The following is a 14,600-nucleotide window of genomic DNA, read 5'->3' as shown; positions in this document are numbered from 1 at the left end:
GGCGGACAATCCCTTCAGGGGGGCTGCCAAACCCCTCTGGTGACGGGGACGCCAGCAAGGTGCGCCAACACCTGGAGCTGAGCGTCCCGGGCGGCTAGACCGCCCTCACTCCTACGTCATCTCGACCCCCTCCTCGGAGGAGGGCTGGTCGGGGTTGCGCAGACAGCACGAACACCCTGCCGAAGGGCCAGCGAGCGTGCAGCTGCTGGCACCACGGCAGGGTGCAATGAGTCCGGTGCGGGGTGCGGGTACCCTAATCACGTCGACCCCTCTCAGGCTTAAGGGTGTTCGGCAGGCTGGAGGCCCCTCCTACAAGGTCTCCAGCCACGTGGCCCCTCCCGGCTTCCCCAAGTCGGTCGACGGGGCCACTTTCAATTTTGATCAATAATGCAGGTCACCCTATCGCTCCCTGGGGCCTGTGTGTGCTCCGGGGATTACGTGTTGTCGTCGACTTGGGTACCTCCAGCCCGGCCTGATGTGCCATCAAAGCTGGCCAGCATGCTGACGTAGGCAGCGGTTGCATCGTCGGACTGCTTGAACCGAGGCCACCGTTCGCAGGCAGGGTCGGAGAGTTCAGCCTCACGGGTTCGAGAGATCAGAGAGGCTGGTCCCTCGGTGCGCAGAAAGTCGAGGAGCTGCGGCCATGTCAGCGCGTCAAACGAGTCAACGAGGCGACTGGCGCCGTCCGTCAGCAGCGCGGCCTGCCGGACCTTGGTCAGATCGACGGTGCCGGTGATTGCTTCATCGGCGGCGGATGGGTCAGTTGCTGCGACCCAGTAGCCGCCGGGCTGATTGCGGAGGCGACGCTGGACGGTGACGAGCTCGGAGACCCTCGCCGCGTGCTCGGGAGTGCCGGCGGGGCCTTGGAGGGCGGCGCGCATCTCGTCGGCGGCGACCTCTTCGACCCGCTTATCGGTGACGGCCTGCACTCCCGCATCTGCGAGGTCGAGCAGCAGTACGTTGTCGGAGAGCACCAGGTAGTCGAGGACGTCGTCGCGCTTGCGGACCATCACGACTGTGGAGGCGGGGACGGCCTCCGTATCCAGTGCGCAGGTGTCGCGGTGGAGTTCATTGACCTGGGTAATGGCGGTTCGAAGTGCTTCACGCAGCGTCGTGTCGTCGCCGATCAGGTTGATCAGGGACGTGCCGAGCTGTCGTACGAACCACGGGGTGCCGTGGACGCAGCCCATGGGCAGGTCCTTGGGGGCGGAGAGGCCGTCCAGCACGACAACGCCGGTGGGGCTGGCGTGCACGCTGTCCTCGTTCGCCGCGCCCACACCCTGGGTCGATGCCATGGAGACCTGCACGTTATGCCCCTTCCGGGCGGTAGTACGGCGTGATGCGCTCGCTCTCGATGATCTCCAGTGTCTCGGAGTCAAACCGGCTGGAGATCAAGGTCGAGAACCGTTTCACCTTGATTTCGCGGTGAACGGTGGCCAACTCCCTGTTCAGCCAGTGCACGACGCCACCAGAACCCCGGGCGTGGATGCCGGCGATATAGAGGAAAGTGCCTTTGCCGTCTGGCCGCGGAAGTCGGCCGAAGTAGGCGATGTCGCCGTTCCCGCCCTCGTCCATGGGGGAGCGGTAGATCTTGCCGGTGTTCCGGTCGATCAGGTACCAGCCATCGGCGTCCTTGTCGAACCGCAGGTGGGGGTCGCCCTCGAGGATCTGCTCGATCAGAGGCGATAGCCGCGGGCCGCAGATCACGACGAGGTTGTTCCTGTTGAGGTGGACGTTGCCGCCCAGTGGGATCCGCTCAAAAGCGGTTTCGAGGCCGACCTCTTCGGCCAATGTCCGGAGGCGCTCATAGGTCTGGACATCCTCCGTGGCGATCACGGGGCCTTGCACACGCTTGTCCCGACCGTCCTTGAGCTTGCGATCCTCCAGCTTCTCGGCGAGCGCCACGATGACCTTCCCCGAGCCGAGGAAGAGCCGCTCCGGCGGAGCGCCCTTCACCAGCTGGCTCACGCGGCCTTTGCTGATGCCGAGCTCCCCCGCCAACTGCGTGGCGTTCCGCTGCTCAGTACGCAGCGTCTCGTTCATCGCTTCGTTGCGGACGACCTGGAATTCGTTGCCGTACTCCGACACTCTGCCGGCGAGTCTGTGCGCAGCTTTCGCCCGCGTCAGCGGGTCGGACAGCTCCTTCAACTGGGACAACGTGGCATCGAAGGCCGCTTCCAGCTGCTCCCCGTTCTCCATAGTCCCTCCCTTCGTCGGTCATGTTTACCTCACTAAACCCTATCGGTTCAAGGTGGTTGACGCGGGCGCTGTGGTGATCCTATGGTTTCGGTACGCAGTCGGTTTAGGGCGCTAAATTCGCCGGTTGCGCCTGCTATACCTGCACGTCGGGCGCCCACTGCACCACCGCAAAACAGCAGGAGTCACTGCTCTTCGGAGCGGCGGCAGTGGGGTGAGCCGAGCTCCCCCGGCCTAGGCGCCTGTACTGAATAGCTCCACCTGATCCACCTCGAACGGCGCTGCTGCGCTGTCTGTCCGCCAGGACCAACCTGCCGCAAGGCCGGCCTGGCGCGGCAGAGAAGGCAGCACCCGCACTCGCTCCCACGTCAGGAGGATTCGATGCCCCGCAAGCGTCCCGGCCGCATCCGGACCAAGAACACCAACCGCCGTGAGGCGCTCAAGCTCAGCAGCATGGCCCCGGAGGACTTCAACGTCCGGCCCGGCGAAGTGAAGTCGATCGCCTGCCCCGACTGCCGCACCTGGCGCCGGATCATGGGCGACAAGGTCCTCAAGATCCGCGAGCACTGCATCTCCGACAAGGTCGCGGAGGGCGAGAAGCACGTCACCTGCCCCGGCAGCGACCAGCTCGTGGTCATCGACATCGACGTCCGGCGCTGGCAGGCCGAACAGGACCGGCTGCTGCGCGACGCGATGCCGCAGGAGAACCGGCACGCCGCCCAGCAGTTCTACAAGCCGCTCCCGGCTCCGGCCGCGCCGGTCTCCCGGATCCAGGCAGAAGTCACGCTGAGGACGACCCGCCGGGCCTACCTCGCCCACCGCAGGGGATGCACGGTGTGCGTCGGAGGCCAGCACTGCATGGACGGAGGCATCCTCGCCCGCCGCTACGTCCTCGCGCTCACCCAGGAGCCCGCCCGCCTCGAGGCCCACGAGCAGGCGGAGCGCCAGGAGCGGCGCACCGAGCGGAAGCAGACGGCGCCGGCCGTGCGCAAGGCGCAGTGGGTCAAGCGCGGCGGAGAGGCGATCGAGGCGGCGAACAACCGGTGCGCGGAGCGACGCCCGGGATCGCTCTCCGAGTTCCGCGGCCCCCAGCTTCCGCTGGCGCCGCAGGATCTGGAGGCGCACGAACGGCGACAGGCCGAACTGGGCAAGCGGTATGCGCGGAGGAACCCGGCCGCGTCAGCCGCCTGACCCGCACCCCGAGACGATCGACCACGACCACGGCCCCGGCCGCCCCGCAGAGAACGGGGCGGCCGGGGCCGCTGCTCGCTCGACTCCCCAGTTGGGGAGTCGACGTGGCAGCCCAGCGATATCAGCTCTGCACCGCGCCTCGGGGTTCCCTGGGGCGCTTTGTCCACCCAGCACAAGGAGACCGCGATGTCCGTGACCACGATCACCGCCCACCGCTCCGGCCGACGCTATTCCCCTGCGGAGGAGCTTTTCCTCGCGCATCAGCAGCAGCTGCTGCAGTTCATCGCGGACCGCCTGCCGGTAGCCGACTACCGCTCTGCGCCTGACCCGCATCTCGTCGAGGACCTGGTGCAGGAGGCGTGGGTTAAGGCGCTGCTCGGCGGACTGGACAACACCGATGTGCGGCCGGGGTTGGACTCCGAGCTGCCCGAGGTCCTGATGGATGCGGCGCGGGTGGCGATTTACCGGCACCTGACATGGCAGCTCGCTGAGGAGCCTGCGCCGTCCGGCGTCGCGGCCCTCGAACCTCGCGTGGCGGCCTGACTCGTACGAGCGACCGCGTTCCTCGGCGCCCCCTCATGCGGGAGGGGCGCCGGGGTTCGTGGCCTGCTCGTCCGAGCCGGCCACGGCGACAGCCCCCGGGTGCGACCGGGGGCTGTCAGTACCAGGACCTGAGTTGGAGGACCTGATGAGCACCAGCATGGCATCCACGATCACCCGGCCGCGCAGCGGCCTGCGTGAGGTGATCAAGCGGACCGAGCGTGATGACGACCGCGGTTACGAGCGCGACGAGACCGACGCCTACCAGTGCCTGGCCGCCTGGAAGGCTGACCGTGCTAAGGCCACCGACGCGCTGGCCCGTCTGCACACCGAAGTGCAGCACCGTCGGCGCACCGCCGACGCCCGTATCCCCGACTCTCGGCGTGCGCCGCGCACGCTGGATTCGATGCGGGACCGTCTGCCCCTCCCCCTGTCCCCGGTCGCGGCGACGGAGGAGGACCTCAACCGCGAGCTGGACAACCCGGCGGAGGACTGGGACCAGGCGGTACCCCGCACCGTGCTGCCTCAGGCAGCCGGTGACGAGCACCTCGGCGGGGGCTCGCTGGAGACCTCGCGGTCGGTGACGAGCGAGGTCACTTGCCCCTTCTGCTCCGAGTCCAACGAGGAAGGCTCCGCCTGCAAGCGCTGCGGGCGCTAGCTGCTCCCCTCCCCCGTCCCGACGGTTTCCGTGTCTCACCCGCTGGGCGCAGACACGGAAACCGGACAGCAGGAGATCCGATCACCACCCCCGAGATACGCACCGCCCGCGCCGCGCAGCACTTCGCGGCGCGGGCTGCCGACGACAGCGGTGTCAGCCCCACCACCCACGCACTGCTGCTTCTGGCCGCGATGGCCGCTGACGCAGCGTGGGATTCCGGCCACTGCGTTGCTGACGTACACCCACCGCGGCGCCGCCGCTGTCCGATACACCCCGCCTGACGCGCTCAGCGCCGACGGGAATCCACCGATCGGCCCGACCTCGCGCTGTCTTGGCCATGCTCGTCGCGTCCGACGCCCTGACGGACGCGGCGTGGCGGGTCGGCACCGCGTGGTCCGCCGCGCCCGAAAGGGCAGAGAGGCAACACGATGAAGATCACGCTCTGGCCTTGGAAGGCTGTGCGCCGCACTGAACTCGAGGCCCTGCGCGCGGCCGCCGCCACCGGTGAGGTTGACAACCAGGAAGCAGCGAAGCTGGCCGAGGAGCTGGACGCGATCCGCGAGGACAGGAACCAGTTGCTGGGGCAGCGTGCGGAGCTTCAAAACCGTGTCCAGGACCTGGAGAAGGACCTCGCCACGGCCCAGACCGAGTACGAGCATCTGCAGGACGAGGCCGACAACAGCGCCAACTCCGCGGACCGTCTGCGCTCCCAGCTGCGGACCCGGGACGAGGGGATGACGCGGCTCCAGGCCGAGCTGGCCGACGCCCGGCATGGCGAGTGCGAGGTCTACGTCTTGCAGAGCAAGGGCGCCCCGATCAACGCCGCCCGCAGCAAGCAGGGCGCCATCAAGGCAGCGGAGATTTTCGGCGTGCCGCCCGAGGACTGGAAGCCGTCGGACGGCACCCGCACCGACGGCTGGACGATCACGCAGATCCAGCTGGTCGCGGGCGCCCCGCAGGCCATTCCGTCGCAGGCCAGCCGCCAGTAGCGCCGGCCAGCCGGACCGACCCTTCTGATCTGACACGGAGCCACGATGACCTTTGACATGAGCCGATTCGGAACCAGCCGCTGGGTAAAGACCCACCCGAACAACGTCTACACCCACGGCTCGACCGAGCCGGTGCTCAGCGTGCTGGACGTGCGCGGCTTCGAGCTGCGCGAGCTGTTCCTGATCGGCATCAACGACTCGTGCGGCACGCTCGTCCTGCCGAGCGAGTCGCGGGCCGAGAACGCCGCTGCCGCGCTGGAGCCCGCCTTCGACACCCGAGTCCACCTGTTCGGCAACCGCGACGGCCACGACCTGTGGGCGACCAACTACACCCGGCGTGCGCTGGACGGCACCACGCTGTCGCCCTTCGTCACCGACCTCACCCTCAAGGACGGCACCGCCCTCATTCGCGACGGCCGCTGGGTCCGCTGACGCCTGCCTGTCGACTGCCTCCTCTGCCCGTGTCGGTCCTCGTTGACGGCACGGGCAGGGCGGTGGGGAGCCGGACAGTCCGGACCATGCTGACTCGCCAGGAGTTGCCGTGCGCGACAGCGCCCAGATCACCACCCCCACGACCCCGTTCAAGCGGGGCCAGTTCGTCCTGTACCGCGACCCGGAGATGTTCTGGACCGGGACGGCCGACCACACCTTTGTCTGCCGGATCGAGCGCAGCTGGATGGACGGCACGCACGACCTGATCGTCATTGCCACCGGCCGCCCGGTCCACAACGCCAACCCGGACTACATGCGGCTGCTGCCGGCCATCGATGCGATGCGCGACATCGACACCGCCCCGCTGAACATCAACGGCGGGGTCGGCGACTTGACCGCGGCTGCCATTGCCTGGCTGCACCAGCAGCACGCGACTGCCAATCAGCGGCCGCAGCTGCCCGCCCAGAGCGACTGAACGAACCCTTGCGGCCCGCCCAGAACCTGGTGCGGGCCGCCGTGTTGATCGAGAGAGGAGTCGGCGTGGCCGCCCCCCGTTCCGCCACCCGCAGCAAGACCAAGACCCAGAAGTCCGCTCGGAAGACTGCGGTCAAGTCCCCTGCCAAGAAGCCCGCCGCGGCCCCCGGCACCCGTACCCCCGCCCCGGCAAGGAAGACGCCCGCCCAGGCCCCGGCGTCCGTGCCGAAGCTGGCGGCTGACCAGCCCCTGGTCGACGTCCGGGCGCGAGGCGACGTGCTGGCCGGCGCCCACGGCCAGGCGCGGCAGGTCCTCGCCGAGGTGATCGAGGAGGCTGGCCGCCGCCTGCGCCAGGCCACCGCCGAGGCCGAGGGGATTCGCAAGACGGCCAGCCGTGAGGCGAAGCGGTCCCGGGAGGAGGCCCGTCGGCAGGCGAAGGACATCACCACCTCCGCCCGCGCGGCCGCGGCCCGCCACCGTAACCGCGCCAACCATGCCGCCGCAGCGACCAAGCAGCAGGCCACGCAGGAGGCCACGAACCGGGCACAGGAACTGCTCGCCGACGCTCAGGGCCACGCCGCAGCCCTGAACGACCAGGCCCGCGCTCAGGCCCGACAGGTACGCAAGGAGGCCGACGCACAGGCCCGGCAGGTCCTCGCCGAGGTGATCGAGGAGGCTGGCCGCCGCCTGCGCCAGGCCACCGCCGAGGCCGAGGGGGTGCGGGCCGACGGCGCTCGTGAGGCCCAGCAGACCCGGGAGGAGGCCCGCCGGCAGGCGAAGGACACCGTCACCTCCGCCCGCGCGGCCGCGGCCCGGCACCGCGCACACGCCAATCGCGCGGCCACGGCGATCCAGCGCAGCGCCCGGGAGCAGGCGGAGCAGCTGCTCGCCGAAGCCCGGTCGCAGGCCGACGCTCTCCTCGCCCAGGTCGCCGAGAAGGCCGACCGGATGCAGGCGGAGGCCGAGTCGGAGCAGGCCCGAGTCCGCGATGAGGCCGAGCAGCACGTCGCTGAGTCGCGTCGTGAGGCCGACGCCGCGCGGGCTCAGGCCCGCAGCGATGCCGACGAGTTGCGCGAACAGGGCAAGAGTGTGGCCGACGCTGTCCGGGCCGATGCCGAAGCCGAGGCGGGGCGCCTGCGCACCGCAGGGCAGTTGGAGGCCGAACGGCTCACCGTCACCGCCCGCGCGCTCGTCGAGGAAGCGGACCGAAAGATCGCAGCGGCTCAGACCGAGGCGGACCGGCTTCGGCGCCTGGCCGAGGAGGACACCGAACGCCAGCGCACCGAGGCGGCCGAGGACGCCCAGCGCACCACCGCGGCCGCCGAGGCGGAGGCGGGCCGGCTGCTGAAGGACGCCCAGCACAGCGCGGACGTCGCCAAGTCGGAGGCTGAGGAGCTGCTGACCAAGGCGCAGGCACAGCTGACGACGGCGGCCGACCGGCAGAAGGAAGCCGATGACGCCGCCGCGGAGGCGGCCGAGCAACTGAGGCGGGCGACCGACCGCACGGAGCAGCGCCTGGCCCGCCGTCAGCTCAAGGACGATGCCCGCGACCGGCGCCGTGACGTCGCAGCGGCTCGCAAGGCCAAGCGGCGCGAGGGCCGCCAGCCTCTGCCCGAGCGGCTGTCCGCGGTGTCGGACTGGTGCCGGCGTCTGTCGGCGACCCAGGCCCGCCGGGTGCTGGTCGCCGGCCCGATCCTGGCCCCGATGGCGGTGGCCTGGTGGTCGCAGATGGACTACGCCAAGACCGAGTTCGGCTGGATGACGATCTTCGCGATCGGCTTCGCGGCGGCGTGGGAGCTGACCACGGCTTTCACCGGGTGGATGTACCACCAGGCCCGCAAGGCTGGCGACGCTGGCCTGCTCTACCGCATCTTCACCTGGATCTTCGCGGGCGGCGCGGCCGCGATGAACTACGCCCACCACTGCGCCAAGGACGGGATGCCCACGCAGTCCGCGGTCAGCTTCGCCACGATGAGCATCGTCGGCATGGTGCTGTGGGAGCTCTACGCCTCCCTCCTGCACCGCAAGGCGCTGCGCGCCAAGGGCCAGATCGCCAAGGCGCGGCCGCGCATCGGCGCCATCCGCTGGGTGCGCTACTTCCGCCACTCGTTCACGGCGTGGTCCATGGCGATCACCGACGCCTCGCTGGCCACGCTGGACCAGGCGTGGGAGGCGGCCGAGAAGAGCCTGGCGGAACGGACCGCGGTCAAGGAAGGCCGGGCGCTGCACCGGGTAGTCGTCCCCCGGGTCCGGACCGCCGATCACGGTCCGGCTGCCATCCCCACGGTCCTGACCCTGACCCGCATGGACCGGTCCGGACCGGGGCACCCGGCGCCTCCCGTCGGCCCGGTCCACAGTGGTCCGGACCGGGAACTGCCGGTCCGCGGCGCGGTCCAGACCGCCGCAGCACCGGACCGCGAGTACGGTCCGGTCCGCGCACTGGAGTCCGGTCCGGACCGCGACGCGGCCACCGTTCTGCACACGTCCGCCGGTCCGGACCGCAACGGTCGACCCGACCGGACCGCGACGGGCCACACTGCCGGACCGCAGGCTGGACCGGCCCACGGTCCGGACCGGACCGCCGGACCGCGCCCGCAAGCCACAGAACAGGAGCGGCGTGCAGATGTCGGTCCGGACCACACCGGTCCGGACCGGGACCACGACCGAGGTCCGGACCGCCGGACCGACGGGGCCCGGACCGCCGGACCGGAGCGGACCGACGAACCCGTCGGCCACCCGGACCACGGACCGGAGCAGACCGTCATCACGCTCACCGCGCACGAGCGGACCGCCCTGGACCGCCTCCGGTCCGAAGGCCGTCCGCTCAACCGCCCGAACATCGCCGAAGCGGTCCGGACCGCCGGCGGCGCCATCGCCACCGACCGCGCCGGAAAGATCGCCGTCGCCCTCAAGCAGCACACCACCCACTGAACGGTCCCCTGCCGACCTCGGCAGGAGACCGAGGAGGACAACCATGGACATGCCGTTCTACCCCGACAACACTCCCCCGCTGGAGATCGCCCGCGGCCTTACCCGGCACGCGCTGAAGGCCACGAACGAGCGACGACGCCAGACGCTGATCGACCTCGCCGGGCTGCACATGGACCTGGCGCTCCTCGACGCGGCCATCGCCCCCGCCTGTCGCTCTCCCCGCACCGGTCACTGACCACGCCTTCCTGCCGACCGGTGTCGGCCCCAACCGCACCTCGGTGCGGGTGTGGGGCCGGCCACGGCCGCCAGGCGGCCACCGTGCGCCCGGCCCGCTTTCCAGGGCCTGACCGGGCGCACGGTCCTTTCAACCGACTGTGCGGCGGCCCGCTTTCCAGGGCCCGGCCGCCGCACAGTCTCTCCCATTCAAGGAGCTGACTCAGCATGCCACTGCGACCCATCCCCATCACGCCCGGAAGCAAGCCGGACCCCCGCTTCGAGACGACCTATCAGGCGTCCCGCGGTGGCCACTTCAAGGCGGAGCCCAAGCCGGTTCCCGGTACGCCCAAGTCGCAGAAGAAGGAGGCCCGCTGATGGCGTTCTTCGGCATCGTCGGCAACGACCAGAAGCTGGCGTCGACGACCTACAGCGACCGTGAGTCGGCCTCCGACAGGGCCGCCCGCAGGCGCCGCGAGCAGCACCACCGCAGCGCGGCCGCGGCCGACCGCCAGGGTCAGGCGTGGGAGGCCGCCGAGCGTGCCCGCCAGGACCGCGGGAGCTGGTGGCGGCGATGAGCAAGGACCTCAAGACCGAGGCCGCACGCCGCGACCGCCGCACCCGCGCCGCAGTCGCCACGGTCGCTCCCACCAGCGCCGGCGTGGCCGCGTGCAGGGCGGATGTGGGCCTGTTCGACCGGGCCGCCAGTGCCCGTGCGCCGCTGACCACCCGGATCGAGGCCGCAACGGCCTGCGCGAAGTGCCCCTTCGCCGCCACCTGCGGGTTCCGCGTCGCCATGCCGCAGGCCAGCTCCCGCGCGCAGGCCCGTTCGCTGAGCCGCAGCCGCGCCAACTGACCCCCGACGTCGCTGCGGGCCTGCCCTTGCCGGGCAGGCCCGCCACTGTCCTGTCCCGGAGAGCGCTTTGTTCGCCTGCCTGCTGATCCGCCGCCCCCGCCGCCTGCGGCACCTGCGCCGCCTCGCCGCAGCCACCGCGCCGGCCACCCGGACCCTGCTACCCGGCCACCCCGCCCCGCCCCGCTCGGCCGTCCCCGCACAGCCCACACGGCTGCCGCCGACCTTCGAGCCCGCCGAACCGGGCCCAGCCGCCACGGACCACGACCCCGCTCACGAGGAACGCGAGGAACGCGAGGAGCGCGAGGAGCGCGAGGAGCGCGGTGTGCAGGCCCGCCTGCAGACCGCGATCGACGGTCGTCCCCACACCGTTGCGGAGCCCCGCGATGACTGACCCCTACTCGTTCACCAAACCCGCCGCCACCAGCACCAGCTGGCCCCTGGGCGCGCCTGAGGGTGGTGGCTGCTGCGCCGCCTGCCCGATCCGCTCGGGCTGCGCGCTCGCCACCGACACCTACGTCGTGTGCCCCATCACCGGCAGCGCCCCTCCCCCGGCCCCGCCGGCCCGCATCCCCACCCAGCCCGCCGTCGGCGCCGACGGCGCGTACGCCGACGAGCCGGCCAGTGAGCGCCGGTTCGACGTGACCGCGGTCGCCAGCCGCGGTGTGGAGGCTGCGATTTCGGGCGCGTTCGGGTTCGGCTGGACCGACCTGGCCACCGCGCTCATCGAGCGCAGCGCCGTGTGGGACTCCGAGGGGAACAAGGTCGACTGGGGGCGCCTGCAGGTCAAACGGAATCTGCTGTGCATCGCCGTCGCCACGGCCGCGCCGCTGGGCGATCACACCGCGACCGTCTGGGTCGCTGAGGCCCTGAAGACCTACAGCATCGGCGCGGTGTTCGTGCCCGCCGGAACGGCCCTGGCCTTCGTCGGGCCGGTGTTCCTCGGCAAGCACGCCTCCAACGCGTTCGGCGTGCTGTGCAAGGCCCTGTGGGGGCTCACCGCGGTCAGCGTCCGCGCCGCCTGGGCCCTGATCACTTCACGGCTCGGGTGGGTCATCACCCGCCCCGCCATCTGGGCCGCCATCTGCGGCCTGACCGTCGCCACCTGGCGCTTTGTTGTCTACCGCCTGACAGGAGCAGTCTGATCATGAACATCTTCGACAACCCCGGTGCCAACGCCGGCTTCGGCACCCTGGCCTGCGCCGCGATCGGCACCGTCGTCATCGTCGCCGGCTTCAAATTCAAGTGGCTGCGCGCGAAGTGGACCGTGATCCTCGTCGGGCTGTTCGTGCTGCTGGTCACCGTCAACTCCGGCGGCATCCTCGGCGAGATCGGCGGCGCCGTGCGTCACGGCCTCAACATCGGCGGCGAAGCCGCTGTGAAGGGGGTTTCCGGCGCCAAGACCACGCCGAACCCTCCGCACACCACCATCACCCCCGTCTCTGCCGGGGGCGCGGTCGTCGGCCTGTGCGGCCTGGCCTGGTACGGCGTCAAGCTCTTCGCTGCCAAGGGCAAGGCCAAGGACCTCAAGGAAATGATGATCGGTGCCGGCGTTGGAATCTGCTACGGCACTGGCCTCGGGTTCACCGGCTTCTTCGTGGCCGGCGCCGTTCTGACCGCCAACAACATCGGCTTCTGGGCCTTCGGCGGCTAGTCCGGGCCGGGACGGTCCCCCACACCCACCAGCTGAGGGTGTGGCGGGCCGCCTCAGCCCGAACACACGCCGCATCGACGGAGGACACCGTGAGCACCACCCACGACCACCACTCCCCCAGGGGCGACATCGCCCCGTACGAGGGCGAATTCGTCTGGGCTGAAATCGTCGACGACCAGGAGCCCGGACCCCACTCCAACGAGGACCAGGAGCAGCCCGCCGACACCACCGGTCAGGGACCGTCCACCGCGCGTCGCACCGCCCTCCACGCGGCCACTGTGCTGCGCGCCGTTGCCGGCCACACCCGTCCCGGCCTGGGGCACGCCTGGGCTGCCATCAGCCACTGGACGACCCTGGGTTACATGTCGGATGAGGAGATCCGGCGCCGCCTGGTCAAGCGCTACCTCGACACCTACATCGAACAGCGCGAGGACATCACCGCCGACATCAACCGCCTGGGCAAGAAGGCCCAGAAGATCACCCGGGACGCCGTCGACTTCGGCCTGACCGCCGAAGAAGGCCGCCGGCTCAAGGACGTCGGCACCGAGCTGAAGCTGCGCCGCACCGCCGGATCCGCCCTGACGAAGATCCCGTTCGACGTCGCAGGAGCCCAGCCCACCGGTGACCAGGTCCGCCGGTACCGCTCCGTCCGTGCGTTGGGCAGGTTCGTGGGGGTGCTGCTGCCCGCCGGGGCAACCACCCTCGGCGTCGTCCTGGCAGCCCCGCTGGCCGGTCTGGTGGCGGTGCCGGTCCTGGCCGGCGCCGCCTGGTGGCTGGGGCGTCACCCGCTGGCGCTGACGCAGCGGGCCCTGCCCGCCGACCTGGTCGGCCCCCGCGAACTGGAGCCGCTGCCCAAGGCCACCGGCGAGACCGCCACGGCCACGGCTCCTGAGGCGGAGGGCGAGGTGCTGCCGGAGGAGGTCATCCGCCTCAACGCCGCTCTCACGGCGGCCGGTCTGCTGAACTCCAAGAACACCAAGGGCATCGAGGTGCTCGACGGGCCGGACTACAGCGTCGGCAACGGCTACACCATGACCGCCGACCTCCCCAAGGGCGGAGGAAAGCTGGTCAAGGACGTCATCGGCAAAACCGAAGTAATCGCCGGTGAACTCGGCATCCCACCGATGCAGCTGATCATCCGCGAAGTACCAGCCTCGGACGGAGGGCACGGACGCCGGATGCACGTGTGGGAAGCCGAGAAGGACCCCTACCTGGCCGTCGGCCACGCCACCAGCCCCCTCGCCACCGCCGAGAGCTGGGACTTCTGGGCCGGCACCCCGCTCGGCCAGACCGTCCTGGGCGAAGCCAAGACCATTCCCACCGAGTTCGCAGGCGGCTTCACCAGCCACTTCTATTCGGGGATCATGCGGTTCGGCAAGACCGCCGCGATGCGCCTGGACGTCGCCGCCGGCCTGCTGGACCCCGGAGTGCGGCTCTACCTCGCCAACGGCAAAGGAGGCACGGACTGGGAGTCAGTCGCCTCGGTCGCGCACCGCTTCACCGAAGGCACCAACGAAGCCGGCCTGACCGCCTTCGAGGACCTCCTCGAAGAACTCGTCGAGGACATGAACACCCGCTACGCCGACCTCAAGACCGTCGACGTGCACCTGGTCCCCGACGGGCGCCTGACCCCCGAACTCGCCCGCAAGCACGGCCTGCCCGTCCTGCTGGCCGTCATCGACGAACTCCAGCTCTACCTGCTCGCCCTGCCACCCAAGCGCCGCGAACGAGCCCTGGAGAAGCTCAAGAACCTGCTGCGGGCCGGACCGGCCGCCGGCGTCTTCCTCGTCGTCGGCACCCAGCGCCCCGACGGCGAAGAAGTCCCCACCGGCTTCCGGGACCTCTTCGGCGTACGCGTCTCCGTACGCTGCCTGGACTCCCGCTCCAGCCGCATGAGCCTGGGAGACCTCGCCTCCGACGCCGGAGCCGACGCCTCGGTCCTCACCGAAGACCACGTCGGCGTCGTCGTCGCCGCCACCGGCCACCGCTGGGAAATCCTCAGCGCCGACTTCCTGCGCCTCCCCGACTTCGCCAAGGTCTGCCAGCGCGCCCGTCAGATGCGCGAACAGGCCGGCACCCTCACCGGCGACGCCGCCGGGCAACCCCGCATCACCGAACCCCGCGAAGTCCGCGCCGTCCGCGCCTGCCTCGCCGCCCTCGACGAGATGGACACCGACCGCGCCCGCGTCGAAACCCTCGCCGCAGCCATCGGCGACGACGGCGAATTCGAGGACATCGACAAGACCCAGCTCGGCGCACTCCTGCGCAAAGCCGGCTGCGGCAACGTCGTCAGCATCGGCGCAGTCGACAACCTCAAGAATGCGAAGGGTTACAAGCGCCCCGCGCTCGAAGACGCCCTCAGCGTCGAGGACAGCGCCGCCTGACCCGCTCAAACCCCGCTCTCAGGGCGCTCAGCGCCCGCTCCGGCCCCGCTCAAAGGCCCACCGGCCGAGCGGGCCCGAGCGGGGC

17 protein-coding genes are annotated in these 14,600 nt (G+C 70.7%); 15 read left to right on the top strand and 2 right to left on the bottom strand.

The window, feature by feature from the left end; genetic code table 11:
- Positions 1-434: 434 nt before the first annotated feature.
- Both QT196_RS38910 and QT196_RS38905 read right to left on the bottom strand, forming a co-directional pair.
- Positions 435-1,295 (bottom strand): integrase, encoded by an 861-nt coding sequence (locus QT196_RS38910; RefSeq protein WP_290356908.1) that lies wholly within the window; start codon positions 1,293-1,295, stop codon positions 435-437.
- A gap of 13 nt (positions 1,296-1,308) precedes the next feature.
- On the bottom strand, positions 1,309-2,199 hold the full coding sequence (locus QT196_RS38905; protein ID WP_290356907.1) for a sigma-70 family RNA polymerase sigma factor: 891 nt from the start codon (positions 2,197-2,199) through the stop codon (positions 1,309-1,311).
- A 378-nt stretch (positions 2,200-2,577) separates the two neighbouring features.
- On the opposite strand from QT196_RS38905, the gene QT196_RS38900 reads away from it, so the two are divergent.
- From QT196_RS38900 to QT196_RS38830, 15 genes are all read left to right on the top strand, one after another.
- A complete protein-coding gene (locus QT196_RS38900) occupies positions 2,578-3,387 on the top strand; it encodes a hypothetical protein (protein ID WP_290356906.1) in 810 nt (269 codons plus the stop codon).
- Between the two features lie 186 nt (positions 3,388-3,573).
- Complete coding sequence (locus QT196_RS38895; RefSeq protein ID WP_290356905.1) at positions 3,574-3,930, top strand: hypothetical protein; 357 nt, start codon at positions 3,574-3,576, stop codon at positions 3,928-3,930.
- A gap of 145 nt (positions 3,931-4,075) precedes the next feature.
- Positions 4,076-4,585: a hypothetical protein gene (locus QT196_RS38890; RefSeq protein WP_290356904.1), complete on the top strand. Its 510-nt coding sequence runs from the start codon at positions 4,076-4,078 to the stop codon at positions 4,583-4,585.
- Between the two features lie 458 nt (positions 4,586-5,043).
- Positions 5,044-5,574 carry a hypothetical protein gene (locus QT196_RS38885; protein ID WP_290356903.1) on the top strand — a complete coding sequence of 177 codons (531 nt, stop codon included), beginning with the start codon at positions 5,044-5,046 and terminating at the stop codon, positions 5,572-5,574.
- A gap of 57 nt (positions 5,575-5,631) precedes the next feature.
- Entirely contained in the window at positions 5,632-6,006 is a 375-nt protein-coding gene (locus tag QT196_RS38880; protein WP_290356902.1) for a hypothetical protein, read from the top strand.
- Between the two features lie 109 nt (positions 6,007-6,115).
- A complete protein-coding gene (locus tag QT196_RS38875) occupies positions 6,116-6,481 on the top strand; it encodes a hypothetical protein (RefSeq protein ID WP_290356901.1) in 366 nt (121 codons plus the stop codon).
- 65 nt (positions 6,482-6,546) lie between these two features.
- On the top strand, positions 6,547-9,411 hold the full coding sequence (locus QT196_RS38870) for a hypothetical protein (protein ID WP_290356900.1): 2,865 nt from the start codon (positions 6,547-6,549) through the stop codon (positions 9,409-9,411).
- A 43-nt stretch (positions 9,412-9,454) separates the two neighbouring features.
- Entirely contained in the window at positions 9,455-9,646 is a 192-nt protein-coding gene (locus QT196_RS38865; RefSeq protein ID WP_290356899.1) for a hypothetical protein, read from the top strand.
- Between the two features lie 206 nt (positions 9,647-9,852).
- A complete protein-coding gene (locus tag QT196_RS38860) occupies positions 9,853-10,002 on the top strand; it encodes a hypothetical protein (protein WP_290356898.1) in 150 nt (49 codons plus the stop codon).
- Complete coding sequence (locus tag QT196_RS38855; protein WP_290356897.1) at positions 10,002-10,202, top strand: hypothetical protein; 201 nt, start codon at positions 10,002-10,004, stop codon at positions 10,200-10,202. Before QT196_RS38860 ends, QT196_RS38855 begins: the two co-directional genes overlap by 1 nt.
- Positions 10,199-10,480 carry a hypothetical protein gene (locus QT196_RS38850; protein WP_290356896.1) on the top strand — a complete coding sequence of 94 codons (282 nt, stop codon included), beginning with the start codon at positions 10,199-10,201 and terminating at the stop codon, positions 10,478-10,480. Before QT196_RS38855 ends, QT196_RS38850 begins: the two co-directional genes overlap by 4 nt.
- Before the next feature lie 67 nt (positions 10,481-10,547).
- Positions 10,548-10,871 carry a hypothetical protein gene (locus QT196_RS38845; protein WP_290356895.1) on the top strand — a complete coding sequence of 108 codons (324 nt, stop codon included), beginning with the start codon at positions 10,548-10,550 and terminating at the stop codon, positions 10,869-10,871.
- The gene (locus QT196_RS38840) at positions 10,864-11,622 is read left to right on the top strand and encodes a hypothetical protein (protein ID WP_290356894.1); all 759 of its coding nucleotides are present in this window, start codon (positions 10,864-10,866) and stop codon (positions 11,620-11,622) included. Before QT196_RS38845 ends, QT196_RS38840 begins: the two co-directional genes overlap by 8 nt.
- 2 nt (positions 11,623-11,624) lie before the next feature.
- Positions 11,625-12,131 carry a hypothetical protein gene (locus QT196_RS38835; RefSeq protein ID WP_290356893.1) on the top strand — a complete coding sequence of 169 codons (507 nt, stop codon included), beginning with the start codon at positions 11,625-11,627 and terminating at the stop codon, positions 12,129-12,131.
- Positions 12,132-12,220: 89 nt separating this feature from the next.
- Entirely contained in the window at positions 12,221-14,515 is a 2,295-nt protein-coding gene (locus tag QT196_RS38830; RefSeq protein ID WP_290356892.1) for a hypothetical protein, read from the top strand.
- The last annotated feature ends 85 nt before the right edge of the window (positions 14,516-14,600 follow it).

The sequence above is a fragment of the Streptomyces sp. P9-2B-2 genome (assembly GCF_030406865.1).
In the GTDB taxonomy this organism is placed as follows: domain Bacteria; phylum Actinomycetota; class Actinomycetes; order Streptomycetales; family Streptomycetaceae; genus Streptomyces; species Streptomyces platensis.
The sequence above is the reverse complement of the archived record's forward strand: the minus strand, read 5'-3'. Positions and strand labels throughout refer to the sequence as shown.